Annotated in this window: 25 protein-coding genes and 1 tRNA gene; 15 read left to right on the top strand and 11 right to left on the bottom strand. The window is 72.7% G+C overall.

Translation table 11 applies throughout. The features are described 5' to 3' along the window. The first annotated feature begins 99 nt into the window (after positions 1-99). Genes J2S63_RS20085 through J2S63_RS20075 form a run of 3 tightly spaced genes read left to right on the top strand, consistent with a single transcriptional unit; the run spans position 100 to position 3,009 of the window. The gene (locus J2S63_RS20085; RefSeq protein WP_310306098.1) at positions 100-1,413 is read left to right on the top strand and encodes a class I SAM-dependent methyltransferase; all 1,314 of its coding nucleotides are present in this window, start codon (positions 100-102) and stop codon (positions 1,411-1,413) included. A 1-nt stretch (position 1,414) separates the two neighbouring features. Next, positions 1,415-2,209, top strand: a complete 795-nt coding sequence (locus J2S63_RS20080) for a DUF1295 domain-containing protein (protein WP_310306097.1) — start codon at positions 1,415-1,417, stop codon at positions 2,207-2,209. Continuing rightward, a complete protein-coding gene (locus J2S63_RS20075) occupies positions 2,206-3,009 on the top strand; it encodes an SDR family NAD(P)-dependent oxidoreductase (protein WP_310306095.1) in 804 nt (267 codons plus the stop codon). The genes J2S63_RS20080 and J2S63_RS20075 overlap by 4 nt, the downstream gene beginning before the upstream one ends. Positions 3,010-3,019: 10 nt before the next feature. Here the strand turns inward: J2S63_RS20075 and J2S63_RS20070 are convergent, their stop codons facing one another. The 3 genes from J2S63_RS20070 to J2S63_RS20060 all read right to left on the bottom strand — a co-directional run bounded on the left by J2S63_RS20070 (position 3,020) and on the right by J2S63_RS20060 (position 6,045). Next, the gene (locus J2S63_RS20070) at positions 3,020-4,243 is read right to left on the bottom strand and encodes an IS110 family RNA-guided transposase (protein ID WP_310306093.1); all 1,224 of its coding nucleotides are present in this window, start codon (positions 4,241-4,243) and stop codon (positions 3,020-3,022) included. Positions 4,244-4,509: 266 nt separating this feature from the next. Next, complete coding sequence (locus J2S63_RS20065; protein ID WP_310306090.1) at positions 4,510-5,058, bottom strand: Uma2 family endonuclease; 549 nt, start codon at positions 5,056-5,058, stop codon at positions 4,510-4,512. Between the two features lie 12 nt (positions 5,059-5,070). Then, complete coding sequence (locus J2S63_RS20060) at positions 5,071-6,045, bottom strand: hypothetical protein (protein WP_310306088.1); 975 nt, start codon at positions 6,043-6,045, stop codon at positions 5,071-5,073. Positions 6,046-6,148: 103 nt separating this feature from the next. On the opposite strand from J2S63_RS20060, the gene J2S63_RS20055 reads away from it, so the two are divergent. Further along, positions 6,149-7,588 (top strand): GuaB1 family IMP dehydrogenase-related protein, encoded by a 1,440-nt coding sequence (locus J2S63_RS20055; protein ID WP_310306086.1) that lies wholly within the window; start codon positions 6,149-6,151, stop codon positions 7,586-7,588. A 6-nt stretch (positions 7,589-7,594) separates the two neighbouring features. Here J2S63_RS20055 and J2S63_RS20050 read toward each other — a convergent pair whose 3' ends face one another. Then, positions 7,595-8,113, bottom strand: coding sequence for a CAP domain-containing protein (locus tag J2S63_RS20050; protein ID WP_310306084.1), 519 nt, complete (start codon positions 8,111-8,113; stop codon positions 7,595-7,597). 441 nt (positions 8,114-8,554) lie between these two features. Here J2S63_RS20050 and J2S63_RS20045 point away from each other — a divergent pair, with 441 nt between their 5' ends. Beyond that, entirely contained in the window at positions 8,555-9,733 is a 1,179-nt protein-coding gene (locus J2S63_RS20045) for a glycoside hydrolase family 6 protein (protein WP_310306082.1), read from the top strand. Here the strand turns inward: J2S63_RS20045 and J2S63_RS20040 are convergent. The 4 genes from J2S63_RS20040 to J2S63_RS20025 all read right to left on the bottom strand — a co-directional run bounded on the left by J2S63_RS20040 (position 9,718) and on the right by J2S63_RS20025 (position 13,323). Beyond that, positions 9,718-10,485 carry an FAD:protein FMN transferase gene (locus J2S63_RS20040; protein WP_310306080.1) on the bottom strand — a complete coding sequence of 256 codons (768 nt, stop codon included), beginning with the start codon at positions 10,483-10,485 and terminating at the stop codon, positions 9,718-9,720. The genes J2S63_RS20045 and J2S63_RS20040 overlap by 16 nt on opposite strands. 41 nt (positions 10,486-10,526) lie before the next feature. Further along, on the bottom strand, positions 10,527-10,991 hold the full coding sequence (locus J2S63_RS20035; protein ID WP_310306078.1) for an FMN-binding protein: 465 nt from the start codon (positions 10,989-10,991) through the stop codon (positions 10,527-10,529). Positions 10,992-11,019: 28 nt separating this feature from the next. Beyond that, positions 11,020-12,438: a ferredoxin reductase family protein gene (locus tag J2S63_RS20030; protein ID WP_310306076.1), complete on the bottom strand. Its 1,419-nt coding sequence runs from the start codon at positions 12,436-12,438 to the stop codon at positions 11,020-11,022. Between the two features lie 90 nt (positions 12,439-12,528). Continuing rightward, positions 12,529-13,323 (bottom strand): helix-hairpin-helix domain-containing protein, encoded by a 795-nt coding sequence (locus J2S63_RS20025; protein WP_310306074.1) that lies wholly within the window; start codon positions 13,321-13,323, stop codon positions 12,529-12,531. 145 nt (positions 13,324-13,468) lie between these two features. Here J2S63_RS20025 and J2S63_RS20020 point away from each other — a divergent pair, with 145 nt between their 5' ends. Next, the gene (locus J2S63_RS20020) at positions 13,469-14,737 is read left to right on the top strand and encodes a PP2C family protein-serine/threonine phosphatase (RefSeq protein ID WP_310306756.1); all 1,269 of its coding nucleotides are present in this window, start codon (positions 13,469-13,471) and stop codon (positions 14,735-14,737) included. A 59-nt stretch (positions 14,738-14,796) separates the two neighbouring features. Here J2S63_RS20020 and J2S63_RS20015 read toward each other — a convergent pair. After that, positions 14,797-14,884 (bottom strand) — tRNA-Leu (locus tag J2S63_RS20015). A gap of 82 nt (positions 14,885-14,966) precedes the next feature. Here J2S63_RS20015 and J2S63_RS20010 point away from each other — a divergent pair. Genes J2S63_RS20010 through J2S63_RS19995 form a run of 4 tightly spaced genes read left to right on the top strand, consistent with a single transcriptional unit; the run spans position 14,967 to position 17,909 of the window. Further along, a complete protein-coding gene (locus tag J2S63_RS20010; RefSeq protein ID WP_310306072.1) occupies positions 14,967-16,307 on the top strand; it encodes a M20/M25/M40 family metallo-hydrolase in 1,341 nt (446 codons plus the stop codon). A 13-nt stretch (positions 16,308-16,320) separates the two neighbouring features. Next, a complete protein-coding gene (arfB, locus tag J2S63_RS20005) occupies positions 16,321-16,743 on the top strand; it encodes an alternative ribosome rescue aminoacyl-tRNA hydrolase ArfB (protein ID WP_310306070.1) in 423 nt (140 codons plus the stop codon). Then, positions 16,743-17,630: an alpha/beta hydrolase family protein gene (locus tag J2S63_RS20000; RefSeq protein WP_310306068.1), complete on the top strand. Its 888-nt coding sequence runs from the start codon at positions 16,743-16,745 to the stop codon at positions 17,628-17,630. The genes arfB and J2S63_RS20000 overlap by 1 nt, the downstream gene beginning before the upstream one ends. A 21-nt stretch (positions 17,631-17,651) precedes the next feature. Beyond that, entirely contained in the window at positions 17,652-17,909 is a 258-nt protein-coding gene (locus J2S63_RS19995; RefSeq protein WP_425573299.1) for a DUF5703 family protein, read from the top strand. Positions 17,910-17,915: 6 nt separating this feature from the next. On the opposite strand, the gene J2S63_RS19990 is transcribed toward J2S63_RS19995, so the two are convergent. Next, positions 17,916-18,881 (bottom strand): aldo/keto reductase, encoded by a 966-nt coding sequence (locus J2S63_RS19990; RefSeq protein WP_310306066.1) that lies wholly within the window; start codon positions 18,879-18,881, stop codon positions 17,916-17,918. Positions 18,882-19,005: 124 nt separating this feature from the next. Between J2S63_RS19990 and J2S63_RS19985 the strand changes: the two genes are divergently transcribed. Beyond that, the gene (locus J2S63_RS19985; protein ID WP_310306065.1) at positions 19,006-19,860 is read left to right on the top strand and encodes an undecaprenyl-diphosphate phosphatase; all 855 of its coding nucleotides are present in this window, start codon (positions 19,006-19,008) and stop codon (positions 19,858-19,860) included. Positions 19,861-19,864: 4 nt separating this feature from the next. Here the strand turns inward: J2S63_RS19985 and J2S63_RS19980 are convergent, their stop codons facing one another. Then, positions 19,865-20,845, bottom strand: coding sequence for a magnesium and cobalt transport protein CorA (locus J2S63_RS19980; protein WP_310306063.1), 981 nt, complete (start codon positions 20,843-20,845; stop codon positions 19,865-19,867). Positions 20,846-20,868: 23 nt separating this feature from the next. Here J2S63_RS19980 and J2S63_RS19975 point away from each other — a divergent pair, with 23 nt between their 5' ends. Genes J2S63_RS19975 through mshC form a run of 4 tightly spaced genes read left to right on the top strand, consistent with a single transcriptional unit; the run spans position 20,869 to position 24,207 of the window. Continuing rightward, entirely contained in the window at positions 20,869-21,567 is a 699-nt protein-coding gene (locus J2S63_RS19975; protein ID WP_310306061.1) for a histidine phosphatase family protein, read from the top strand. Positions 21,568-21,588: 21 nt separating this feature from the next. Continuing rightward, a complete protein-coding gene (locus J2S63_RS19970; RefSeq protein WP_310306058.1) occupies positions 21,589-22,149 on the top strand; it encodes an Rv2134c family protein in 561 nt (186 codons plus the stop codon). Next, positions 22,146-22,952, top strand: a complete 807-nt coding sequence (locus J2S63_RS19965; protein ID WP_310306057.1) for an Rv2133c family protein — start codon at positions 22,146-22,148, stop codon at positions 22,950-22,952. Before J2S63_RS19970 ends, J2S63_RS19965 begins: the two co-directional genes overlap by 4 nt. A 28-nt stretch (positions 22,953-22,980) precedes the next feature. After that, on the top strand, positions 22,981-24,207 hold the full coding sequence (gene mshC, locus J2S63_RS19960; RefSeq protein ID WP_310306055.1) for a cysteine--1-D-myo-inosityl 2-amino-2-deoxy-alpha-D-glucopyranoside ligase: 1,227 nt from the start codon (positions 22,981-22,983) through the stop codon (positions 24,205-24,207). The last annotated feature ends 111 nt before the right edge of the window (positions 24,208-24,318 follow it).

Genomic DNA, 24,318 nt, shown 5'->3' with positions numbered 1-24,318 from the left:
ATGGCTCGACCACCGAGGCCGACCGAGCCGGGCGCCCACCAGCACCGAATAACGTGGGACCGGCGCACCTGCGCGACACCGACCAGGAAGGTCCCACGCATGACCGCCACCTTGCCGCAGTCCCCCCAGACCGGACCGACCCCCGACCAGCCCGTCGCCGAGACCCTGCTCGGGCTGCTGCGACGGGTGTTCGGCGGCGAGCCGCCGGTGCGGGTCGCGGCCTGGGACGGCTCGGTGGCCGGGCCCGGCGACGCGCCGACCGTCCGGATCACCACGCCCAAGGCGCTGACCCGGCTGATGTACCACCCGGGCGAGCTCGGCCTGGCGCAGGCCTACGTCACCGGTGAGATCGACGTCGAGGGCGACCTGCTCGATGGGTTCCGCCGGGTGTGGGCCCTGACCCGCGAGCGAGGCCTCACCTCGCGGCTCGACGCCGGCACGGTCGTGGCGGGGCTCCGGGCGATGAAGGGACTGGGTGTCCTCGGGACGCCGCCCGCCCCACCGGTCACGCAGGCCAACCTGCGCGGACGTCTGCACACGGTCGGCCGGGACCGCGACGCGATCGCCCACCACTACGACCTGAGCAACGAGTTCTACGACTTCATCCTCGACCGGCACAAGGCCTACTCGTGCGCCTACTTCACCAGCGACGACCCGTCGTACCCGTTGGAGGACGCGCAGCGCGACAAGCTCGACCTGGTCTGCCGCAAGCTCGGCCTCGACAACGCGAGGCCCGGTCACCGACACCTCGACATCGGCTGTGGCTGGGGATCGCTCTCGCTGCACGCCGCCGCGGCGTACGGCGTCGAGGTCGTCGGCGTGACGATCTCGAAGGAGCAGAAGGCCTACATCGACGAGCGGATCGTCCGCGAGGGGCTCGAGGGCCGGGTGGACGTGCGGCTCCAGGACTACCGCGAGGTAGCGGACGGGCCGTTCGACACGGTGTCCTCGATCGAGATGGGGGAGCACGTCGGCAAGCGCAACTACCCCGTCTTCCTGGCGCAGATCGAGCGGCTGCTCACGCCCGGCGGCCGCATGCTGATCCAGCAGATGTCGCGCACGACCAGGCCCGGCGGCGGTCCGTTCATCGAGGCGTTCATCGCCCCCGACATGCACATGCGCCCAGTCGGCGAGACGGTCGCGCTGATCGAGGAGGCGGGCCTCGAGGTGCGGGACGTGCACGCGATGCGCGAGCACTACGTCCGCACCGTCGACGCGTGGTACGCCACGTTCGAGTCCAACTGGGACCGCGTCGTCGCGATGGTGGGAGAGGAGATGGCGCGCGTGTGGCGGCTCTACCTCGTCGGGGGCGCGCTGGCCTTCGAGGAGGGCCGCATGGGTGTCGACCAGGTCCTCGCGGTCAAGTCGAGCGCGGACGGCCGCAGCGGGATGCCCTGGGTGCGAGACTTCTGAGATGGGCTCGGTCGACCTCGCAGCATTCGGCGTCTCGCTCGGGTGGACCGCGCTCGCGATCCTCGTGGTGATGGCGGTGACCTTCGCAGTCGCCCTACGCGTGGGCAAGCACGCGGTCATCGACGTCACCTGGGGCCTCGGCTTCGTCGTGGTCGCGGTCGTCTCGCTGCTGGTCACCGGTGCCGACGCCCGCGGGGTGCTGGTCGTGGTGATGGTCGCGCTGTGGGGCCTCCGGCTCGCCGGACACATCTACCTGCGCTCGCGCGGTCACGGTGAGGACCCGCGCTACGTAGCCCTGCTGAGCAGGGCCCCCAGGAGCGCCAACGCCTACGCCCTGCAACGGGTCTACCTCCCGCAGGCCGTGATCATGTGGTTCGTCTCCTGGGCCGTCCAGGCCGCGGTCACCGGCGACGGGGACCCAGGCGTCCTCGCGTGGATCGGCCTCGTCGTCTTCGCCGTCGGGCTCTTCTTCGAGGCGGTGGGGGACTGGCAGCTCCAGCAGTTCCGCGACGACCCGACCTCGAAGGGCAAGGTGCTCGACACGGGCCTGTGGCGCTACACCCGCCACCCCAACTACTTCGGCGACGCCACCGCCTGGTGGGGCATCTGGCTCGTCGCGGTGGACGCCGGCGGCTGGTGGACGGTCCTCTCGCCGGTGGTGATGACCTGGCTGCTGGCCAAGGGGACCGGCGCCGCCCTGCTGGAGAAGGACATCCACGACCGCCGACCGGAGTACGTCGACTACGTGCGCCGGACGAGCGGCTTCATTCCCCTGCCCCCCAAGAAGCACGCGTGAGCATCCCGCCCGAGCTCTCGCTCGACGGACGTGTCGCGGTGGTGACCGGTGCCGGTGCGGCCGACGGGATCGGGTTCGCCACGGCGTCGCTGCTGGGACGGCTCGGTGCCACCGTCGTGGTCGGGGCGACCACCCACCGCGCTCACGACCGGGCCGCGGACCTGCGGGCCCTCGGGGTCGAGGCGCGGGCCGCGGTCGGCGACCTCACCGACGAGACGACAGTCGCCGCGCTCGCCCGACAGGTGCTGGACGACCTTGGCCGCGTCGACGTCCTGGTCAACAACGCCGGCATGACCAGCCTCGCCGCGCCTGCGATGGACGGCCCGGGCACGGAGTCCGGTGCGCTGGGGTCCTTCCCCCACGAGCGGTGGCGCGCCTCGCTGTCCCGCAACCTCGACTCCGCCTTCCTGGTCTGCCGTGCGTTCGTGCCGCCGATGGCCGCACGCGGGTGGGGTCGCGTGGTCAACGTCGCCTCGGTGACCGGGCCGGTCATGGCCATTCGCGAGGACCCGGCGTACGCCGCGGCCAAGGCCGGCCTGGTCGGCCTGACCCGCTCGCTGGCCGTCGACCACGCGAGCCACGGCGTCACCGTCAACGCGGTCGCCCCGGGCTGGATCGCGACCGGGAGCCAGACCGAGGACGAGTCGAGGCAGGGCCTCCGCACACCGGCCGGACGCAGCGGCACGCCAGCCGAGGTGGCGGGGGCGGTCGGGTTCCTGTGCAGCGACGCCGCGGGCTACGTCACCGGGCAGTGCCTGGTCGTCGACGGCGGCAACAGCATCGCGGAGGAGCGCGCCTGAGAGCCCTATGTCAAGCGGCCTGGTGTTGGAGGTCGTTGAGGCGGCCGTGTAGGTCGGGGTTGTAGGGCTGGTGGTCGGTCCAGCAGCGCCAGAGGATCCGCGTCCAGCCCTGGGCCAGGATCCGTGCTGCGTGGGGGTGGCGTGCGCCGCGTTGGCGGGCGCGGTCGTAGGTGTCGCGGGCCCATGCGTTGGCGCGTGGGGTGTCCTGGGCCCAGTCGACGAGGGCGTCGCGGAGGTGTTTGTTGCAGCCGCGTCGGTAGCCCACGTTGCGGAAAGTCCCGGACTGCCGGGTGGAGGGTGCGACGCCGGCGGCGGCGGCCAGAGCGCCCGCGTCGGGGAAGCGAGCCCGGCAGTCGCCGATCTCGGCGAGCAGGGTGGCGGCGCGGACGGTGCCGGAGCGGGGCAGGGACTGGAAGATCGGTCCGTCGGGGTGGGCGAGCAGTGCTTCTTTGATCCGGGTCTCGAGCGCGGTCTGCTGGCGTCGCAGGGTGGTGAGCAGCTCGACCAGGGTCAGGACGATGAGCTCGCTCGCCTCAGCGGCTGCTCCATCGACGCGTCCGGTCGCGGCCTCATGGAGATGTGCCACGAGCTCGGCGGGTGTCTGGCGTCCGCAGTAGGCGTTGGCCTTGAGCCAGTGCGCCAGCCGGCTCTGCGAGAGCCAGGCGGCTTTGGCCTCGGAGGGGAAGCGGCGCAGGAACGCCAGGCTGATGGCGATGTCGAGGCCGCTGAACAGGCCGATCGCGCCGGGGAAGTTGTGCTGCAGCACCGCGAGCAGCTGGTTGTGGACCGCGATCCGGTGCCCGACCAGGTCTTGGCGGGCGCGGACCAGCATCCGAAGTGCCACCGTCTCGGGGGTATCGGGACGCACGATCGCCCAGCGTCCGGCGTCGGTGCGCAGCGCGTCGGCCAGGACGAAGGCGTCGAAGCGGTCGTCCTTGTTGCCCGCCGAGCCATAGCGGTCCCGCAGGGACTTGACCTGGCGTGCGGAGATCACGACGACCTCGAACCCCTCGCGCAGGAGGTGCTCGACGACCGGTCCGTCGCCACGTTCGATTCCGACCTGCGTGATCTCGTGGCGGCGCAGCAGCGCGGTGATCTTGGCCAGGCCGGAACGCGAGTGCGGGAGCGTGGCTTCCTCGAGCCGGTGACCCTGCGCGTCGATCACGCAGACCGCGTGGTGCTGCCAGGACCAGTCGATCCCGGCAAAGGTGATTCGTGCGGGCGTAGCCTCCATGTGAGTGCTCTCCTTCCGTCTAGCCCACGGATTCAGCACTCCGGTCCGGGACGTGACGGTCGGTCGCTCACTGAGGCGCTCCAGGCCGGCAAGCCTTGGCGCAAAGCCCTATGGCCGATCTGCACGTCCCGGGCCACCGAGCCCCGCAACTCTCAGGCAGGTCGTCCCAGACGGGCGACTCGGTCAGCCTGGCAGTGACTCGGCAGACCCGGGGTGCAGACAGAAGGCCTACTCCTGTCGTGGACCAAGGTCCACCAGTGAGAGCGTCAGCGGAGCAGTTCCGCTGCGGTGACCGTGAGCCCGTAGGGCGCGGTCGCGGTCCAAGGCTCGTCGGCCTCGGCGTGAGCCACCTGGGCGTAGGCGCCGTCGCGGAGCTCCCAGGCGGTGAGTGACGGGGTCGTCGGGTCGACGACCCAGTAGGACGCGATGCCGCTGAGCTCGAAGCGGGCGCGCTTGGTGTGGAGGTCGAGCATCCGCGTGCTGGGCGAGAGGATCTCGACCACCAGGACCGGTGCCGTGACCTTGCGGTTCGCCACGACCGACGCCCGATCTGTCACGAGCAGATCGGGCTGCAGCACGGTGTCGTCGGCCAGCACCACGTCGCACGGCGCGGACAGCACGACGAGGTCATCCGGACAGGCGGCGATGAGGAGCCCTTGGAGCCGGCTCGAGGCGAGCTGGTGCCGAGGGACCGGGGACGGCGTCACGATCAGGGCCCCGTCGAGCAGCTCGTAGCGGTGCCCGTCATCGGGCATCAGCTCGAGATCGGCCGCGGTGAGCGGCCTACTCCATGGCAGGGTCGTCACGATCGTCATTGTGCCGCACCCTCATCGTGCGGGATCGGAGATGGCGACCACCGGGGCGGCCTCCTGGTCGGGAGGAGAGGGGTCCCAGTCCTGCCACGGCCCCATGTCCTCGGCGAACGGCGTGCGCCACGCCGCTTGACCGAGCACCGCCACGACGTACTGGTCGAAGGACATGCCGTAGAGACGCGCGCGAGCCGAGAGCTCGTGGTGCAAGGCGTCGGGCATGCCCCCGACCCAGAAGGACGACGTCCCCTCGACCTGGGCGGCGTAGTCGCGCCAGTAGTGGTGCTCCTCGTCCTTCCGCAGGGCGAGGTGGAGCAGCTCCTCCAGGGGTGGGTGCGGCGCGCAGAGCAGGTGCGGGTCCTCGAGCCGCGCGTGGGCGAGGGCCCTGACCACCTCCGCCGGCCGAGAGGCGAGGTCGTCCTCGCCGACGAACCAGCGTTCGAGCCGGTAGTGCTTGACCAGCAGCTCCTTGACCCTCTGCTGTTCCTCCAGGTCGGGGTAGGACGCCTCGTCGACCCGCTCGACCGAGAGGCGACCTCCACCCAGGCGTAGTCCGATGACCTCGTAGCGGTCGACCGGGGGAAGCCACCCCGGCGGGCCCACCAGCACCTCGTGACCGGTGTCAGGCCGGGAGACCACCCCACTGCCGTCAGCCAGCGGGATCGGAGCGCACGCGGCCAGGTTGAGCAGGGGCTGGACGGAGACCGAGCACCATAGGTCGGTGCGCCCCGCCAGCCCCGCCCGCACCCGCAGGGTCAGGATGGCTCCGTCCAGGACCTCGCCCAGGTGAGCGACCTCACCGGTCGGGAGCCAGGCGAGCAAGGTGGAGGAATCGACCGCGGAGACGATCGCGTCATGGTCGACCCGAGCGTCGCGCAGCTCCCGGCGCGCCCGGGCCACGAGCCAGCCGCCCTCCAGGGGGCCCTGCTCGCGGGTCAGCCGCTCGAGCACCAGACACAGCTCGTGGTCGATCTTCGACAGATCCACATCCATGACACGTCCTCCTCGGATCGGGAGGCGTCAGGATGCAGGACCCCGGCGAAGCCCTGCTCCGGCTCTCCACAGGTCCGACGGGCGGGCGACCTAGGCTGGGGCGGTGCGATTCCTGGACGAGACCGGACTGCCGGCCCACGACCTGACCTACGACGACGTGTTCATGGTGCCGCGGCGCTCGTCGGTCGCCTCCCGCTACGACGTGGACCTGTCGTCCCCCGACGGCACCGGTCTGACCGTGCCGATCGTCGCGGCCAACATGACCGCGGTGTCGGGCCGCCGGATGGCCGAGACCCTGGCGCGCCGCGGGGGCATGGCGATCATCCCGCAGGACATCCCCGGCCCGGTGGTGGCCGACGTGGTCAGCTGGGTCAAGCAGCGCCACCCGGTCTTCGAGACCCCGATCGTGCTCGACCCCGAGCACACCGTGGCCGACGCGCTGGCCCTCATCCCCAAGCGCTCGCACCGCGCCGCCTTCGTCGTCGTCGACGGCCGGCCCGTCGGCGTAGTGTCCGAGGACGACTGCATCGGGGTCGACCGGTTCACCCAGGTCCAGACGGTGATGAGCGCGACGGTCTCCTCGCTGCGCGACGACGTCGAGCCCCGGGCCGCCTTCGAGCAGCTCGAGCGGGAGCGCCGGCGGCTGGCGCCGGTCGTCGACGCGGACGGGCGCCTGGTGGGCGTGCTCACCCGCACCTCCGCCCTCCGGGCGACCATCTACACCCCGGCCCTCGACGCCTCCGGGCGCCTCAAGGTCGGCGCGGCGATCGGCGTCAACGGTGACGTCCGCGCCAAGGCGAAGGAGATGCTCGCCCTCGGTGCCGACTGCCTGGTGCTCGACACCGCCCACGGCCACCAGGAGCGGATGCTCGAGGCGCTGGCCGCCGTGCGCGAGCTCGACCCGCAGGTGCCCGTCGTGGCCGGCAACGTCGTGTCCGCAGAGGGCACCCGCGACCTCGTCCAGGCCGGTGCCGACATCGTGAAGGTCGGCGTCGGTCCCGGCGCGATGTGCACGACCCGCATGATGACCGGCGTCGGGCGGCCTCAGTTCTCCTCGGTCCTGGAGTGCGCCCGCCAGGCCGAGGAGCTCGGCGCCCACGTCTGGGCCGACGGGGGAGTGCGGCACCCGCGCGACGTCGCGCTGGCCCTCGCTGCCGGGGCGAGCGCGGTGATGGTGGGCTCGTGGTTCGCCGGCACCCACGAGAGCCCGGGAGACCTCCACGAGGACGCCGAGGGCAGGCGCTACAAGGAGAGCTTCGGCATGGCCTCGGCCCGGGCGGTCGCCAACCGGACGACGACGGAGTCGGCCTTCGACCGGGCCCGCAAGGGCCTCTACGAGGAGGGGATCTCCTCCAGCCGGATGTACCTCGCGCCGGGGCGTCCCGGCGTGGAGGACCTGCTCGACCAGGTCTGCGCAGGAGTGCGGTCCTCGTTCACCTACGCCGGTGCGCGGACCGTGCCGGAGTTCACCGACCGTGCGGTGGTCGGGGTCCAGTCGGCCTCCGGCTTCCACGAGGGAAGGCCGTTGCCGGCGGGCTGGTGACCGCCCTCAGAGGCGGGCGAACTCCATCACCGCGAGGTACTGACGGCGCGACCTGTCGTAGACGACCGTCACGCCGACCCGACGGGCCCTGCTGGACAGGATGTTCTGCCGGTGGCCGTCGCTGTTCATCCAGAGCTTGACCACGTTGCTGGGGGCGACGCTGCCCGACCAGCCCGCGAGGTTCTCGGCGGCGTAGACCAGGCTGCAGCGGTTCATCAGCCTGCCCAGGTCGGCGTGCTGGAACTTGTCGTAGGTGTCCAGCCAGGTCGCCCAGGAGCTGGAGAACCCGTCCACGCAGGTGTTCATCCTGAGCGCCGGCAGGCCGTGGGAGGCGCGGCGCTTGTTGACCTGGGTGACCAGGCGGTTGGCGTAGTCCTGCAGCGCGGAGGCGCTGGCGCCCTCCCAGGAGTACGCCGCCTGCGCCTGCGGCACGGCGAACGGCGACAGCAGCAGGGCGAACCCGGCGACCAGCGCGCCCAGCGCGCCCAGCGCGCCCAGAGCGGACGATCCACGACGCTTCGACATGAGCTTCTCTCCCACACGTCCCTCATCCCGGTTGCGGGAACCGTACAGGACCTAGGTCCTGTTCCCGCCCGCCTGCCTGGTGTCTGCCCCCGCCCGGGACGGCCGAATCCTCGCCCTCGAGCACCTCCGGGGTGACGCAGCTCCCCTCCAGGGCAGTGCGACGTTCCGTCGGCGCACGGTTGATCCCGTTATGGGATGACTCAAGACGTTCCGCAGCGGTCTGCCGGGACCTCCTCGTCACGCGCACATCTTCCCGCCCGGTCTAGACGCGTGCGGCGACCTCATTCGCCCCTCTGGCCACACGGGTCACAGATGGCGCGAAAGTCCCGCCCGACCCCCCGGCCTCTTTGTCATGATCGGGACCAAGGACCTGTCGTGGTCGGGACCTCATCCCCACGAGGCCTCGTCGCGGATTTCTTGTGGGAGGAAGAAATGTCGTCCATGTCTGCTGCGCCGCGCCCCCTCCGCGGTCGCCTGGTCGCCCGCACGCTGGGCGCGTGCCTGCCGCTGGTCGTCCTGGCCGGCGTCGCCGCGCCCTCGACCGTGCCCGCTGCGGCACCCTCGGGCCCGGCCGTGTCGGGCCGGGTCACCGACGTGGCGTCCACGACCGTCTACGGCCGCTGGGCGGCCAACCCGCGGAACCCCACCAACCCGTTGGCGGACCGCACGTGGGGGGTCTACATGGGCAACCAGGAGCAGGCGTGGCAGCCCTACCTCAGGTCGACGGGGGACACCCGGGACCTGCTCGCCGAGATCGCGCTGCGTCCCAAGTCGAAGTGGTTCGGCGCGTGGATCAAGCCGCGTGACCTCGCCAGCAAGGTGCGCAGCCACATCGCCAACGCCCAGGCGGGCGACCCCGACGCCCTGGTCCAGCTCACCACCTTCGCGATGAAGCCGTGGGAGCACGCCGCGTGCACATCACTGCCCACGACCAGCCAGAGGGCGTTCTACCGGCGCTGGACCGACGCGTTCGCCCAGGGGATCGGCAACGCCCACGTGGCCGTTGTCCTCCAGGCGGACGGTCCCTTCGCGCTCTGCGCCCCCCGCGGCTCCAAGGTCTACTCGAGCCTGATCGCCTACTCGGCACGCAAGCTCGGCTCGCTGCCCAACGCGGCGGTCTACATCGACGCCGGCGCGGGCGACTGGCTGCGTGACGACGTCAAGCGTGCCGCGCAGCTGCTCATCCCCGCCGGGGTCCAGTACGTCCGGGGGTTCGCCCTCAACGCCACGCACTACAGCCCGACCGAGCGCGAGGTCCGCTTCGGTGGCGCCGTGGTGCGCGAGCTCTACCTCCGCGGCATCAGGGGCAAGCGGTTCATCGTCAACACCTCGTCCAACGGCAAGGGTTTCGCCGGCTACACCTACAGGGGCACGAACTTCGACAACGCCCGGGTGTGCGAGACCGTCCTCGACAGCGGCTGCGTGACCCTCGGCATCCCCCCGACGATGGACGTCGCCAACCCGCTGTGGGGGCTCTCGGCGACCGCACGCCGCAAGGCGGCGAGCTTCTGCGACGCCTACATGTGGTTCGGCCGGCCGTGGCTCTACGAGCAGGCCGACCCGTTCGACCTCGACCGTGCCGTCAAGCTCGTGCAGACCTCGCCCTACTCCACGCTCTGACGCGCCTTGGGCCCCCGGACGTCCGGGGGACCAGGGGCACCGAAGACCTCGGCGCGCCCGTCGGACCACACCACGACGCCGCACCGCCCCTCCCGGGAGCGCAGCCAGTCCAGGGCGGCCGTGCCCTGGGCGTAGGCGGACGTCGCGTCCAGGTCCGCCCACGTGAGGTCGGGCCCGACCACCGTCACCGAGGCGACGCCGCGGGGCGGCCGTCCGGTGCGCGCGTCGACCAGGTGCTCACCACGATGGGCGGTGCCGGACGTGGCCACCGCCCCGCGTCGCACCGGCACCCGGGCCACCACCCGTCGAGGGTCGAGCGGGTCCTCCACCCCGACCTGCCACGGCTCCCCATCGGCACGCGCCACGTGGCACACCATGTCGCCACCGGCCGAGAGGCACCAGTCGGTGTCCTCGACCCGTCGCAGTGCCTCGGCCGCCCGCTCCACGGCCCACCCCTTGACGACCCCGCTGGGGTCCAGGACGGTCACGCCCCCCGCCCCTGGCCGTCGTACGTCGAAGACGCCGGCGGACTGCGCCCGGGCGGCCTCGCCGAGGGCGAGCACCTCGGCCACCTCGGGCGGGCAGTCGGCGACGCTCACCTCGTCACGACCGAGCCGGGAGACCCACGAGTCGGGCCGGTAGGTGCTGAAGACCGCGTCGGTCTCGCGCAGCGACGCGAGCACGGCCTCCCACGCGCGGTCGGCTGCGGCGTCGGTGGTGTGGCGGCCGCGCAGCGCCAGCGAGATGGGCATCCCCATCACGTGCGCGACCCGGCGGTGGACCGCCGTGGCGCTCACAGCCCGGCCCGGTCGAGCGCGCTCTGCAGCGACTGCACGTAGCCGGTGCTGGTGACGGTCGCGCCGCTCACCATGTCGATCTGGGCACTCTGCTGGTCCAGGGTCTCCCGGACCAGGACGGGCAGGGCGTAGCCGTTGATCTGCGAGTCCGTGGAGCTGCCGCTCGGGTAGACCGGCACCGAGACCTCGGTGATCTGCCTCCCCTTGACCTTGAGCGAGACCTGCACGGGCCCCCACTGGGTCGCCACGGTGTCACCGTTCACGGTCCTGGCCGGGTGCGCGTGCGCGCTCGACGAGGCCCGCTTGCCGGTGGACGTGCCCGAGGAGGCGCCGCCGGCCGAGGCGCTCGGGCTCCCTGGCTCCAGGCCCGAGCGGTAGGCCGACGTCGGGGTCGAGGCCATCGTGGAGGAGGTGGAGGTGTGGTAGCCGAGCAGCAGGACCAGGACGGACAGGGTGCTCATGCACCACAGGACGATGCGTCTCACGGGATCACCAGCTGAACGTCTCGGAGTGGATCTGGGACTCGGGCACCCCGGCCGCGCGCAGGTCGCGCACCACCAGGTCGCCCCAGGGCCCGGGCCCGCACAGGAACACGTCGCGCTCGGCGATGTCGGGGACCCAGAAGCGCAGTGCGTCGAGGTCGCTGACCGGCCCCAGGCCGTGGCCGAGCCAGGAGTGCGGTCCGCGCCGGCGGCCCGGGAGCCGGAGCACACGCAGCCCCCGCTTGTCGGCGAGCCAGTCGAGCTCGGCGGCGTAGAGCGGGTGGTCGGTGTAGCGCTGCAGCACGACCGCCTCACCCGGACCGTAGGCGAGCCCCTCGGCCAGCGCCCGGATCGGGGCCATCCCGACGCCGGCGGCGATCAGCGCGACCTTGGGCTGGGTCCGCGCGCGCTCGCTGAGCCGGCCGAAGGGACCCTCGACGAGCACCCGCATGCCCGGCCGCAGGTCGTGCGCGGCACGGCTGCCGTCGCCGACGTCCTGCACCGTGATCCGCAGGTGGTGCGGGCCGGGGGCGGCGGACAGCGAGTAGGGGTTCGCCCGCGTCCAGCCCTTCCGGCCCAGGAACCGCCAGGTGTAGAACTGTCCGGCCTCGTGGTCGAAGCGGTGCAGGTCCCGGCCGGTGAGGTGGACCGAGGCGACCCCGGGGCCCTCGGGCACGACCTCGGCGACGCGCAGGCCCATCCGGGCGTTGCGCCACAGCGGCAGCCCGACGCGCCAGAGCAGGACGCTGCCCGCGGCCGCGCCCCAGGCCGTCCACCAGAACAGGGTCCGCAGGGGCGAGGTGGCCAGCTGCTGCCCGGTCCACAGCTGGTGCGGGAGGGCGAGGCCCGCGCCGAGGTAGGCGTAGAGGTGGAGCAGGTGCCACGACTCGTAGCGCAGCCGGCGACGCGCCCGCTTCACCGAGGTGACGACGACGAGGACCAGGGCGACCGTCCCGGCGGCGGCGAGCAGCATGCCGGGGTAGTCGACGACCAGCCGCCACAGCATCGCGGGCACGTTGGGCGTCGACCCGCCGGCGTACCCCCACGTGATCGCGACGATGTGCAGCCACATGAGGTTGAACGAGGTGAACCCGATGATGCGGTGGTCGCGTGCCAGCCGGTCCTGGCCGAAGGCTCGCTCGAGCAGCGGCACGCGGGCCATGAGGACCACCTGGACCAGCAGCAGCACGCTGGCGACCAGACCGCATAGCCGCCCGACCGACACCAGAGCCTGGGCCCAGGAGGCGAGGACGTCGCCGACCCCACCGCCGGTCGCCCACCAGTAGGAGACCAGCAGCAGGCCCGACCACAGGGCGACCCCCGCGCCCGTGCGGACGGCGGCGTCGCGCCGCGCACGGCTCCCCAGCGGGTGCCGCGCCCTCCGGTGGACGATCCTGCCCGGGTGGGGGGTGTGCGTGACCGCCACGGTCGTCTCCTCAGGTCGTGATGACCTCAGCGTGACCCGGCACCATGGGGCGGACGTGGGCTCGACCTGTCCGCCACCTGTGAGCCGGGGTCAGTCGCCGCGCAGCCCTCTGCCCTGCTCCGCGAGGGCCTCACGCAGCCGGGCGACGGCCAGCGGCCCCACGCCGTGCAGCGCGCGCAGCTCGCTCTCCGACCAGTCCACGAGCTGCTCGAGCGAGTGCACCGCCTGGGCGCGCAGCGCGCGGGTCGCCGGGGCGCCGATGCTGCGAGGCAGCGGTGTGCCCGAGGGCCGCGGTGCCCGCTCCCGGGGTGGGCCGCCGTGGTCGAGGACCACCTCGCCCCGCGGGGCCAGCCGGTAGCCGATGGCGAGCGACTCGGTGAGGCCCTTCTCCTTGAGCTTGCGGACGTCCCGCTTCCACTCCTGGGTCTCGCGACCGAGCGCGGCCGCCAGCTCGGGTGCCCGGACGCCGGGGGAGCGGTCGATGGCCTCCAGCGTCGCCCTCGTCCAGGGACCGTGCGGCGCAGCCTGGTCGAGGCGGTCCAGCCACGCGAGGATCTCGGCCACCTCGGTGGCGTCCGGCACCTGGTCGCGCAGGGCCTCGCGCGGGTCGGGACCGGCATGACGCAGGCCGATGCGCCACAGCGGGCGGTCGTCGCGGTAGGACACGGCCTCCTTGAGCGCGGCCAGGCTCGCCGCCCCCGCTCTCCGGGCGTCGTCGGCACGCAGCGACGAGACCGTCACCCGCTCGACCGAGGTGATCTCGACCAGCCCGACCCCCGTGCGGAGCCGGGTCCCGACCTTGACCCGCGGCCTGTCCCACCGGCGGAAGGCCAGGTCGATCTCCCCCCGCTTGATCGCCGCGAGCTCGGCGGGCCGGATCATCATGCGTCCAGCCTGTCAGAGCGCTCTCCCACTCCGGCGCACCGTCAATCGGGGACAGCGCACCTGCGGGGAGGCATGATGGCCCACCGAGGGGGTCGGGCGGCCATCACCCTCGGCGAGACGACCCGGAACGAGGTGCTCGGTGAGCATGCCCCCGATCAGTCCTGATCGGCTGGCGGACGTCTTCGACGCGACCCCGGTCGCGCTCCTCGTCTTCGACCGGGACCTGACGATGGTGCACGCCAACCCGGCGTACCTCCAGGCCGTCGGCATGGAGCTGGAGGACATCGCGGGCCGCAACGTCTTCGACGTCTTCGGTGACGACCCCGAGGCACCGGGCCCGAGCCAGGCCCAGTCGCTGAAGAACGTGATGATGGGCGCGATCGAGCACGGGCGCACGCAGCGGCTCCAGGAGTACCCCTACAACATCCCCAACGCCTCCGGCGCGTTCGACCGTCGGCTGTGGAACGTCGTCGAGGTGCCGCTCATGGGCGCGGACGGTCGCGCCGACCTGGTCGTGCACTACACCGAGGACGTCACCGAGCTGGTCGACGCGCGCGCCGCCAGGGTGCTGGCGGACACGATCTCCGAGGGCCTGCAGCTGCAGGTCGACGAGGCCCAGGACGCCCTCCGGCTCCGGGCCGCGGAGCTGGAGACGGTCAACCGGCAGCTCGCCGAGGCCCTCGCCCACGACCGGTCCATCGCCGCGACCCTCCAGACCGCCCTGCTCAGCGCCCTGCCCGAGGTGGAGCACCTCGGCCTGGTCGCGAGCTACCGCCCTGCGGTGGACCAGGTCGGCGGCGACTGGTACGACGTCATCGACCTCCCCACGGCGACCACCATCGTGATCGGCGACGTGCTGGGGCACGACACCCGGGCGGCGGCGTCCATGGGCCAGCTCAAGAGCATGCTGCGGGTCCTCACCTGGATGGAGGACACCAGCCCCGCCAGCGTCCTTCGTCGCCTCGACCTGGCGGTCCTCGGGCTCCGGCTGGAGGTGATGGCCAGCGCGCTGGTGGGTCGGGTGACCCGAGTGCCGGAGGTGTCTCCCGGGATGCTCGCGATGAGCTGGTCCAGCGCCGGTCACCCGCCGCCGCTGCTGATCCACCCCGGCGGCGAGGTGGAGCTGATCGAGGTCCCCGACGGCCTGCTGCTCGGGGTGCAGCACCGGGTCGGCCGCACCGACACCACGACGCTGCTCGAGCCGGGGGCTCGGGTCCTGCTCTACACCGACGGCCTCGTCGAGCGACGCGACGAGCCCCTGGACGCCGGCCTCGCCCGTCTCACGCAGGTCGTCGGCGACTGCCTGCGTGAGCAGGTCTCCACCGCCGACCTGACCGAGGCCGTGATCGACCGCATGGTCGGCTCCGCCGCCGACGACGACATCGCCGTCCTCGTGGTCGAGAACCCCGCCTGACCCGACCTGGGGAAACAACGAACCCGCAGGTCGATGACCTGCGGGTTCGTCGTGCTGGCTGGTGTCCGAGGGGGGACTTGAACCCCCACGCCCTTTTGGGGCACTAGCACCTCAAGCTAGCGCGTCTGCCTATTCCGCCACCCGGACGAGTGCGACCGAAACTCTAGCAAAGCCGGGCCGTCCTTCCCGCATCGGGGACCGACCGGGGGCTGCGTGTGAGGATGGCCGGGTGAGCGACCGCAGCCCCTCCCAGGAAGCCACCACCCCCGACGTCGACGCCGAGGTCGTCGACCTGTGCCGCGACCTGATCCGGATCGACACGACCAACACCGGCGACGGCCAGGGACCGGGGGAGCGCAAGGCCGCCGAGCACGTCGCCGGGCTGCTCGAGGAGGTCGGCATCACCGCCGAGCTCTACGAGGGCGTCCCGGGGCGCACCAACGTGCTCGCGAGGTGGGGCGGTGACGGCTCCGCCGCGTCCGACAGGGACGCGCTGCTCGTGCACGGCCACCTCGACGTGGTGCCGGCCGACGCCGCGGACTGGCAGGTCGACCCGTTCTCCGGCGAGATCCAGGACGGCTGCCTCTGGGGCCGCGGCGCGGTCGACATGAAGGACTTCGACGCGATCATGCTCGCCGTGGTCCGCGCCCGGGCCCGGGCCGGCCGCCTGCCCGCCCGGCCGCTGGTGCTGGCCTTCACCGCCGACGAGGAGGCAGGCGGCCACCAGGGGGCCGAGCAGGTCCTCCTGCACCGCCGCGAGTGGCTCGACGGCGTGACGACGGCCGTCGGCGAGGTCGGCGGCTTCAGTGCCACGGTCCGCGACCAGCGGCTCTACCTCATCCAGGCGGCCGAGAAGGGCATGGCGTGGATGCGCCTGACCGCCACCGGCACCGCGGGCCACGGCTCCATGCGCAACCCCGACAACGCCGTGACGCGGCTGGCGGCCGCGGTCGCCCGCATCGGCGCCCACCAGTGGCCGGTGCGGCTCACGCCGGCGATGGAGGTCTGCCTGGCCGCCGTCGCCGACCTCGCCGGGACCGAGGCGACCCCGGAGAACGCTGCGGACCTGATCGAGGAGTTCGGCTCCGCCGCACGGATGCTCAGCGCGGTCATCCGCAACTCGGCGGCGCCGACGATGCTCGACGCCGGCTACAAGGTCAACGTCATCCCGGGCCGCGCGAGCGCGCACGTCGACGGACGGTTCCTCCCCGGTCACGAGGACGAGTTCTTCGCCACCCTCTCCGAGCTGGTCGGCGACGGGATCGAGATCGACTTCCTGTCCAAGCAGCAGGCCGTCGAGACGCCGTACGCCGGTGACGTCGCGACCGCGATCACCCGCTCGATCCTCGCCGAGGACCCCGACGGGCAGGTCGTGCCCTACCTCATGCCGGGCGGCACCGACGGCAAGCACTGGGCCAAGGCGGGCATCGCCTGCTACGGCTTCGCGCCGCTGCGGCTGCCGGCCGACCTCGACTTCACCGCGCTGTTCCACGGGGTCGACGAGCGGGTGCCGACCGACGCGCTCGAGTTCGGCGCACGCACCTTCGACCGCTTCCTCGACCTCTACTGACGGCGCGGACCACATGCCCGACGACCTGCCCGTCGGCCGCGGCCTGACCATCCCCGGGGGCGAGCTGCGCGAACGCTTCTCGAGGTCGTCGGGTCCGGGAGGTCAGAGCGTGAACACCAGTGACAGCCGCGTCACCCTGTCCTGGGACGTCGGCGCCACCACGGCGCTGTCCCCGGCGCGGCGTGACCGGGTCCTCGAGCGGCTCGCCGGGCGGCTGACCGGCGGGGTCCTCTCGGTGACCTCCGAGACCGAGCGCAGCCAGCTGCTCAACCGGCGCGAGGCCCGCGACCGGCTCGCCGCCCTGGTCGAGGAGGCGCTCGCGCCGCCACCCAGGAAGCGTCGGCCGACCAGGCCCACCAAGGGCTCCCAGCAGCGCCGCCTCGACGCCAAGAAGCAGCGCGGGCAGACCAAGCGGCTGCGGCAGGAGCGCTTCTGATGCGACTCACGCGGCGCGTCCTCCTGGCGGGCGCGCTGGCCGCGCCGCTGGCCGCCTGCGGCACCGGCCGGGCCGAGACCCCGTCCGTCACCCCGGCTGTCACCCCGTCCGGCACCCCCGCCGTCACCCCGCGAAGGAGCAACGACGTGACCACCCAGCGCCTCACCTACGGCGACGACCCGTCCCAGTGGGCCGACCTCAGCCGGCCCGATGGCCCGTCGAAGGGGGTCGTGGTGGTGATCCACGGCGGCTTCTGGAAGGCGGAGTACGACGCCTCGCTGGGCGAGCCCCTCGCGGCCGACCTCGTCGAGCGCGGGTGGACGGTGCTCAACCTGGAGTACCGCCGGGTCGGCTCCGGCCCCGGGGGCGGCGGGGGCTGGCCGGCCACGTGCGACGACGTCGCCGCCGGCCTCGACCTGCTCCGCGGGGTCGACGGGCTCTCGCTCGACACGGTCGTCACCCTCGGCCACTCGGCCGGCGGGCACCTCGCCACCTGGGCCGCCGCTCGCGGCCGCTTCGACCGGTGGAAGGGCGGGGTCCCGGTCACCCACGTCATCTCCCAGGCCGGCGTGCTCGACCTGGCCCGGGCCCACGAGGAGGGGCTCGGCGGGGGAGCGGTGGCCGCCTTCATGGGCGCCGGACCCGGTGACCCGTCGTACGCCCAGGCGGACCCGCAGGCGCAGGTCCCGCTCGACGTCCCGGCGTGGTGCGTGCACGGGGACGCCGACACGGTCGTGCCACCGGCGTACTCCCGCGACTACGTGCGCGCGGCCACCGCGGCGGGGGGCACCGCGGAGCTGGTGGCCGTCGAGGGGGACCACTTCGTCGTCATCGACCCCTCCAGCGCCGCGTGGGATCGCACCGTGGCGGTGCTGGAAAGCCTCTGACCCACGCCTACGATGGGCCGCATGGCGCGCCCCCCTGTGCACTCGCTGCACACCACCGGCACGAGGAAGTACGGCGCACCGAGCCGCAGCGCCACCGAGTACGAGTTCGACCGCATCACGATCCCGCGCGACTTCTCCCGCAGCTACGTCACCCGGCTGCTGGTCGACCGGGCCGAGCACGGTGGCTGGGAGATCGACCGGCTGCGCGTGCTGCACGACGGCACCCGCAAGGTGATCCTGCGCCGCCGGATCATCCGGCAGACCCGCACCGCCGTCTGACCAGGGTCAGCGGTCGTCTGAGGCCACCCCGGACGAGACGTCGTCCAGCGCCCGGCGGATCTCGGTCGGCAGGGTGCACTCCTCGACGGTCAGCGAGCCGCGCAGCTGGGCCGCGGTGCGCGCGCCCACGATCGCCGAGGTGACGCCGGGCAGGTCGCGCACCCAGGCGAGGGAGACCTCGAGCGGGGACCACTGCAGGCCGTCGGCCGCGCGGGCGACCGCCTCGACGATGCGGGTGCAGCGCGGGTCGAGGTAGGCGCCGACGAAGTTGGTGAAGTGCGGGGAGGCGGCCCGGGAGTCCGCAGGAGTGCCGGAGCGGTACTTGCCGGTCAGGACCCCCCGGCCCAGCGGCGACCAGGCCAGCACCCCGACGCCCATCGCCTGCGCCCCGGGCAGCAGCTCGGTCTCGGCGCCCCGGTTGAGCAGCGAGACCTCGACCTGGTTGGAGGCGATCGGAGCGCGGCCCGGCACGGCCGACTGCCAGGTCGCCGCCTGCGCCATCTGCCAGGCGGAGTAGTTGGAGACCCCGGCGTAGGCCGCACGGCCCGAGGACACCGCGGTGTCGACGGCGGCGAGCGTCTCCTCCCAGGGCGTCTCGTCGGACCAGGCGTGGACCTGCCACAGGTCGACGTGGTCGGTGCCCAGACGCCGCAGGGAGGCGTCGAGGGTGCGCAGGAGGTGGCCGCGGGAGACGTTGACCTGGCGCGCGCCGCGCGTGCGCTGCACACCGGCCTTGGTCGCGAGCACGACGTCGTCGCGGTCGACGACGTCGCCGAGCAGCGAGCCGAGCAGCTCCTCCGAGGCGCCGTCGCCGTAGCCCGCCGCGGTGTCGAGCAGGGTCCCGCCCACCTCCACGAACGCCTTGAGCTGGTCGCGGGCCTCGTGCTCGTCGGTGTCGCGCCCCCAGGTCAGGGTGCCCAGACCGAGCCGGGAGACGGTCAGCCCCGTGCGGCCGAGGTGGCGCTGCTGCATGCCGACACGGTACGGCGGCGCGCGCCGGCGGGCCGCGCGGCTCGCCGTACACCCGTTGCGGTGGTTGGCAGGTCCGGGACCGTAGGCTGTCGGCCGCCCAACCACCGGACCCTCAGGAGAGGCCGTGCAGGACTACCTCGAGGCGATCGTGCTCGGCCTGATCCAGGGGCTGACGGAGTTCCTCCCGATCTCCAGCAGCGCCCACCTGCGGATCTTCCCCGACCTGTTCGGCTGGGGCGACCCGGGCGCGGCGTTCACCGCGATCATCCAGATCGGCACCGAGGTCGCGGTCCTCCTCTACTTCGCCAAGGACATCTGGCGCATCGCCTCGGCGTGGCTGCGCTCGCTGGTCCAGCCGGCGTGGCGCGGCCACCAGGACGCCCGCATGGGGTGGTACGTCATCATCGGCTCCCTGCCGATCGTGGTCCTCGGCGTGCTGCTCAAGGACGTCATCGAGAAGGACTTCCGCAGCCTGTGGATCATCGGCACGACGCTGATCGTGCTGGGCATCGTGCTGGGCATCGCCGACCGCGTCGGCCGCACCGAGCGCACGACGGAGTCGCTCACGCTCCCGCACGCGGTGCTCTACGGCGCCGCGCAGGCCCTCGCGCTCATCCCGGGCGTCTCGCGCTCGGGCGCCACGATCAGCATGGGCCGCTTCCTCGGCTACGACCGCGAGGCGGCCACCCGCTTCGCGTTCCTGCTGGCGATCCCCGCGGTCATCGGGGCCGGCGTCTTCGAGCTGCTCGACGTGCTCCAGTGCGACGGGTCCTCCACCGACACCTGCGCCAACGCCTACGGCGGCGGCCCGACCCTGGTCGCGACGATCGTCTCCTTCGTGGTCGGCTACAGCGTGATCGCGTGGCTGCTGCGCTACGTCACCACGCACTCCTACACACCGTTCGTGGTCTACCGCATCGCCCTCGGTGCGGCCACGCTGCTCCTCGCCTGGGCGGGCGTCCTCACCGTCGGCGGCTGACCCGCTAGAGCCACCCGGACTTCTTGAAGATCCGGTAGAGGATCGCCGAGAGCCCCGCCATGAGGCCGAGCGCGTAGGCGTAGCCGAAGTGCCAGCCGAGCTCGGGCATGTGCTGGAAGTTCATCCCGTAGACGCCGGCCACCAGCGTCATCACACCGGCGATCGCGACCCAGGCCGAGATCTTGCGCATGTCCTCGTTCTGGTCGACCGAGATCCGCGCGAGGTGCGCGTCGAACGCCGTCGACAGCAGCTGGTCGAGGGTCTCGACCGCCTCGTCCACACGGACCACGTGGTCGGCGATGTCGCGCCAGAAGGGCGCGGAGTCCTCGTGCAGGAAGGCGTACGACGCCGACGCGAAGCGACCCATCGGGACCCGCAGCGGGTGGACCGCCCGACGAGCCTCGGCGACCTCCCGCTTCAGGACGTAGATGCGCTGGGAGTCACGGGTGCGCCCGGGGGAGAACACCGACTCCTCGACCTCGTCGACGTCGACCTCCAGCTCGGCCGCGACGTCCTCGTAGCCGTCGACGATCCGGTCGCAGACCGAGTACGCCACCGCGGTCGGCCCGTGGGTGAGCAGGTCGTCGCGCTGCTCGAGGTCGTGGCGGATGCTGCCGAGCTGGACACCGGCGCCCTGGCGGACGGTGACCACGAAGTCCGGGCCGAGGAAGATCGCCACCTGGCCGGTCTCGACCTCGTCGCGCTCGTCGACGTACCAAAGGGTCTTGAGGACCATGAAGAGCATGTCGGAGTAGGGCTCGACCTTGGGCCGCTGCCGGTTGGACATCGCGTCCTCGACCGCGAGGGGGTGGAGGTCGAAGACGTTCTGCATCAGCTGCATCTCGTCCTGCGACGGCTCGTGCAGCCCGACCCAGACGAAGCCGCGGGTCTCGGCGGGCTCCTCGCGGATGCGCTCGAGGAGCCCCGGGGTCACGTCCACCGCGCGGCGCTTGCAGTCGCGGTACCACGCGCAGTCCACGATCATGACCGGCACTCTACGGTGAGCCCATGGCTACGGTCGTCCTTCTGCGCCACGGGCGCAGCACCGCCAACACCGCCCACGTCCTCGCCGGACGCACCAAGGGGGTCCACCTCGACGACACCGGACGCGGGCAGGCCGAGCGGGCCGCCGAGCGGCTCGCCGGCACGCGCGTCGCGCGGATCGTCACCAGCCCCCTGGAGCGGTGCCGGGAGACCGCCCGGCCGCTGGCCAGGGCGCACCCCGACGTGCCCCTGTCCAGCGACCGGGGCCTCGTCGAGGTCGACTACGGCGAGTGGACCAACCGGGCCCTCAAGGACCTGGCCAAGGAGAAGCTCTGGCGCGTCGTCCAGGCCCAGCCGTCGGCAGCCACGTTCCCCGAGGGCGAGGGGCTCGCGGCGATGTCCGCCCGCGTGGTCTCCGCCGTGCGCCGGCTGGACGCGGAGGTCGAGGCCGAGCACGGCCCGGGGGCGGTCTGGGTCGCGGTGAGCCACGGCGACCCGATCAAGGCGGTGCTCGCCGACGCGCTGGGGATGCACCTCGACGCCTTCCAGCGCATCCACGTGGAGCCCGCCTCGATCTCGGTGGTCCGCTACACCCCCGAGCGGCCCTTCGTGCTGATGAGCAACACCACGGCGGGTGACCTGGCCGGGCTCACCCCGCCGCAGAAGAAGGGCCGCACGCCGGCCCGCCGCTCCTCCGACGCCGTCGTCGGCGGCGGTGCGTGAGGCCTGGATAGGGTCACTGGCATGGAGCACCGCTTCGACCCACCTGACCGCTTCGTCGCCGGCACCGTCGGCGAGCCGGGGCAGCGCACGTTCTTCATCCAGGCGCGCGCCCAGGGACGGCTGGTGAGCATCGCGCTGGAGAAGCAGCAGGTGCAGCTGCTCGCCGAGCGCATCGAGGCGATGCTCGACGACCTGCTGCAGACCCTGACCGGTGCCTCCGACGAGCAGATCGTCCCGGCGCTGACCCCCGAGGACTCGGTCGACCGCGAGCCCCTGGACACCCCGATCGAGGAGGAGTTCCGGGCCGGCACGATGACGCTGGCCTGGGACGACGACGCCCAGCGGGTGATCGTCGAGGTGTTCGCGATCGAGGAGGACGTCGCGGGGCCCGAGGACCTGGTCGATCCCGAGACCGAGCGCGAGGTCGTGGTCGTCGTCCTGCCGCCCACGGCGGCGCGGGCGTTCTGCGAGCGCGCCAAGGTCGTGGTCTCGGCGGGGCGGCCTAGCTGCGACTTCTGCGGCAACCCGCTCGACCCCGACGGCCACCTGTGCCCGCGCATGAACGGCTTCCGTCGCCGTTGACCTCGCCGTCGACCGACCGCGCCCTCGCCGAGGGTGACCTGGAGCTCCGCGGGCGCATCCTGCCCGCCTCCAACGCCGCCTTCCTCGCCGACGCGGTGCTGGGTGAGGTGTCCGTCGCCTGCATCTACAAGCCGGTGGCGGGGGAGCGGCCGCTGTGGGACTTCCCGGACGGCACGCTCGCCGGGCGCGAGCGGGCGGCCTACCTCGTCTCCGACGCCCTCGGCTGGGACGTCGTGCCGCTGACGCTGCTGCGCGACGGGCCCCACGGTCCGGGGATGGTCCAGCAGTGGCAGGAGCCCGCCGAGCCCAGGCCGGGCGTGCCCGACCCGGTCGACCTGTGCCCCCGGGGGCGGGTCCCGGCCGGCTTCCTGCACGTCCTCGACGCCGAGGACGGCGCCGGCAACGACGTCTCGCTGATCCACGAGGACTCCCGCCCGATGCGGCGCATGGCCGCCTTCGACGTGCTGGTCAACAACGCGGACCGCAAGGGGGGCCACGTCCTGGCGATGGGCGACGGCCACCGCTACGGCGTCGACCACGGGGTGTGCTTCCACGTCGAGAACAAGCTGCGCACCGTCCTGTGGGGCTGGGCCGGCCAGGCGCTGGACGACGACGTGGAGTCCGGCGTACGCCGTGTGCTGGCGGCCCTGCGCGAGCCCGACGGGCTGCGCGACCGGCTCGCCGACCTGCTCACCGCGGCCGAGGTCGTGGTCCTCGAACGACGTGCGGAGCGGCTGCTGCGGGCAGGCTCGATGCCCGTCCCGGGACGCGGCTGGCCGTCGATCCCGTGGCCCGCGTTCTGACTGCGGCCGGACTTGTAGGCTCTGGTCCATGCGGGCTTGGAAGGGCACGGACGTGCCGTCGTTGGAGCGACACGGGCGTTCCCCGACCCTCCAGCTCTTCGACACCCAGCGTCGCGCGCTCCGCCCCTCGACCACGGCGAGGGACGAGGCGCGCATCTACGTCTGCGGCATCACGCCCTACGACGCCACCCACCTCGGGCACGCCGCGACCTACCTCGCCTTCGACCTCGTGGTCCGTGCCTGGCGCGACATGGGCCTGCAGGTGCGCTACGTCCAGAACGTCACCGACGTCGACGACCCGCTGCTCGAGCGCGCCGAGCGTGACGGCGAGGACTGGCGCGACGTCGCCGACCGCGAGATCGAGCGGTTCCGCGGCGACATGGAGGCGCTGCGCATCCTCCCGCCGGCGGAGTACCTCGGCGCCGTCGAGACGATCCCCCTCGTGGTCGAGCTCGTCCAGCAGCTGCAGCACCTCGGCCACGCCTACCAGGTCGACGACGACTGGTACTTCGACGTGCACGCCGACCCGGCCTTCGGCCAGCTCGCCAAGCTCACCGACGCCGAGATGCTCGAGACCTTCGGCGAGCGGGGCGGCGACCCCGACCGCCCCGGCAAGCGCCACGCCCTCGACTGCCTGCTCTGGCGCGCCGAGCGGCCCGGCGAGCCCGCCTGGGACACCCCGCTCGGCCGTGGCCGACCGGGCTGGCACATCGAGTGCAGCGCCATCGCGCTCAGCACCCTGGGGGAGCACTTCGACGTCCAGGGCGGCGGCAACGACCTGGTCTTCCCGCACCACGAGATGAGCGCCTCCGAGGCGCAGGCGGCGTTCCCCGGCCTGCTCTTCGCCCGCAACTACGTGCACACCGGGATGGTCGGCTACGAGGGCGAGAAGATGTCCAAGTCGCTGGGCAACCTGGTCTTCGTCTCCCGGCTGCGCGAGCAGGGCGTCGACCCGATGGTGCTGCGCCTGGCGCTGCTCGCCCACCACTACCGCTCCGACTGGGAGTGGCACGACGACGACCTGGCCGAGGCCGAGAAGCGGCTCGCCGCGTGGCGGGCCCAGCTGGGCTCCACCACCCAGGTCCAGGCCAACCAGCTCGTCGTCTCGGTCCGCCAGGCGCTGGCCGGTGACCTCGACACCCCCCGGGCGATCAAGCTGCTCGACGACTGGGCCGAGGGGTGGTACCCCGGCGACGGCTCCGGGGCCGAGACCGTCCGCGAGCTCATCGACGCCCGCCTCGGCATCCTCCTCTGACCCACCGCGCCCCGCCGCGCGTACTCCGACGTACGCGCTGGACATTATGGACATTGACCACGCGTACGTCGGAGTACGCGCGGGCCGCGGGTGGGGCGGGCGTACGTCGCG

This window comes from Nocardioides marmoribigeumensis, assembly GCF_031458325.1.
Classification (GTDB): Bacteria; Actinomycetota; Actinomycetes; order Propionibacteriales; family Nocardioidaceae; genus Marmoricola_A; species Marmoricola_A marmoribigeumensis.
The sequence above is the reverse complement of the archived record's forward strand: the minus strand, read 5'-3'. Positions and strand labels throughout refer to the sequence as shown.